The following is a 2381-nucleotide window of genomic DNA, read 5'->3' on the forward strand; positions in this document are numbered from 1 at the left end:
ACTGAGGTGCAAGCGGTTAAAAGAAAGTCTTGAATTAATCAGCTGCAAATTAGAGGAGCTGCACACGGCTTCGCTCCATTTGACGATAGACAAGAAGCCGAAGCTGCAGCAAATCGACCGGTACATAACGGATCATTTGGCTGAAAATATTTCGATGGTGGATATCGCCGATTATTTATTTCTGAATCCAAGTTATTTTTCACGGTATTTCAAGCAAGAAACCGGTGTGAATTTCGTTGATTACTATCATCAATTCAAAATGAAAATTGCCTGCGGCTTGTTAAAGGAAAAACAATACAATATCGAGATGATAGCGCTGAAGCTAGGCTATATGGAACGTACGTATTTTTCAAGAATATTTAAAAAGTATGTTGGGGTCAGCCCTAAGCATTACAAATGAGGCCGACAGGCGTGACTTAGAGTGGACGATATCCGATGTAAGCGTGTACACTGGTAGATAGACGCAAAAAAGGCAAAGGCATCCATTCTTCGCTTTGCTCACCGTCGTCATTTCATTTGAACAATGGAGGCTGAACATGAGGAAAACGCTATTTAATCGGCTGCTGCTTTCCTATATGCCGATTTTTATTATCGTGGTCACGTTTACGTTTTTCGTGTTTTTTCAGGTGCTGAGTGAACAAAGCCGCAAAGAGGCGCTAAATGCCAACAAGATGTTGTCCTTACAAGCGATGCGCCTGATCGACACCTCGTTGAAGGCAATCGACAACATGGTAATGATGGAAACAATTAATAATAAGGAATTGATCGATTTCTTCAATAACGAAGCCAAAACTAATGTTTATATCAATATTAGCGCGGTAAAAAAAATGCAGGACATGATCTCCTCGTACCCAATGATTGATTCGATCTATTTGGTGCGGTTTGACGACAATTTTGTGCTCAGTAATGCAACAAGCGATCAGTTAAGCAACTACAAAGACGAGCCATTTATTCAGAGGGCCAAAGACCCGCTGGTAAGCAAAAAATGGTCAGGCGTTAGAAATTTCGAGCAGTTTTCTGTAAAAGGCAGCAAGCCTGTAGTCAGCTTGGTGCGGGGTGCACCATTCATTACTGGCGAGAAAGGAATGATCGTCGTCAATGTGGCGACGGATTCGTTACGGACCAGCATCGCCGATCTGTATGACTCCAAAACAAGTTATATCGGCCTTCGGGACGCCGTGGGTAACGATTTGTTTCGAGAATCCAGTTCAAACGAACAAACAAGGATTTTCTCGAATTATGTATCGAGCTATACGGGATGGTCCTATCAGAGCGGGCTTGTTAACGGCAAAGTGTTTCATGTCATCTCCTCGCTCTATAACGTTTGGTTTATTATCGGAATCGCGATGATTGTGGTTGGATTCGTGTGGCTGCTTTATGTGACGAGGCGTAATTCGAGGCCGCTGGAGCAGATCGTGGCACGTATTCGTGGTTACAGTCTCCCGTTGTCCAAGGAGGGGGGAGATGAATTTTCGTTCATCGAATCCGCTTTGTCCAATATTATCGAACAATCGAATCAGTATCAGCAAAAGCATGAAGAAGACAGGCATCTGCGAACGAGGTACTTGTTCCATCAGCTCATCGAAGGCGACACGGGGTTAACGCACGAGGAGTGGGTAGAAGAAACAAGCAGCCTACAGCTCCCCTACGCTTCCGATCGACAAGTGGTGCTGGTAATCGAAATGGATAAATACAGTGATTTTTGCTGCCAATACTCACGCAGAGATCAGAATCTTCTCAAATTTGCGCTGCGCAGTGTCATTCAGGAGCTCGCCCCGAAATATGAGCTCGTGCTGTGGGCTGAGTGGACTTCCGCTTATCAGCTCAGTGTTATGGCGTTCATCGATAGCGAGGAGGAAGCCAGCACGACCTCGATACTTCAACTTTTTGATCATGTACGTGTGTGGGCTCAGGAGAACTTGAAGTTTACGGTAACGGTTGGTATTGGTGAACAGGTTGTACAGCTTGCGAGTGTTGCAAATTCGTATAAAGAAGCGCTAAGGGCGCTTACATATAAAATTGTGCTTGGTGAAAACAGGCTGATCACCAGTGAGCACATTGCCAATCACGGCCAGGCCGAAGTCTTTTCACATCTAAATGCCATTCGCTCCATCCTTCAGTCGTTCAGGCTTCTTGAAGAGGAATGGAAGACGAAGTATGACGAGCTTTTTGGCGAAATGAAGCTTGGGTTATTGACCAAAGATGAAATCACGAATCTGATGAATTATTTAATCTATTATTTGGGGCGGGAAATGGCGGGGATGACCAAAGAGTCTCAAGAAATATGGGTGCAAGACGGCCTGCCGAGGCTCAGTAAAGTCATGGATGACTGCCATTCCCTTGAACAAATGCGGGAAGAATCCTTGCATGTATTAAACAGT

2 protein-coding genes are annotated in these 2381 nt (G+C 44.6%); both read left to right on the forward strand.

Translation table 11 applies throughout. The features are described 5' to 3' along the window. Positions 1–400: helix-turn-helix domain-containing protein (locus tag AC1DUA_RS33975; protein WP_477503939.1), on the forward strand; the 400-nt coding region annotated here is incomplete at its 5' end. 136 nt (positions 401–536) lie between these two features. Continuing rightward, positions 537–2381: helix-turn-helix domain-containing protein (locus AC1DUA_RS33980; RefSeq protein WP_477503940.1), on the forward strand; the 1845-nt coding region annotated here is incomplete at its 3' end.

It is taken from the genome of Paenibacillus sp. 01T422 (genome assembly GCF_056398785.1).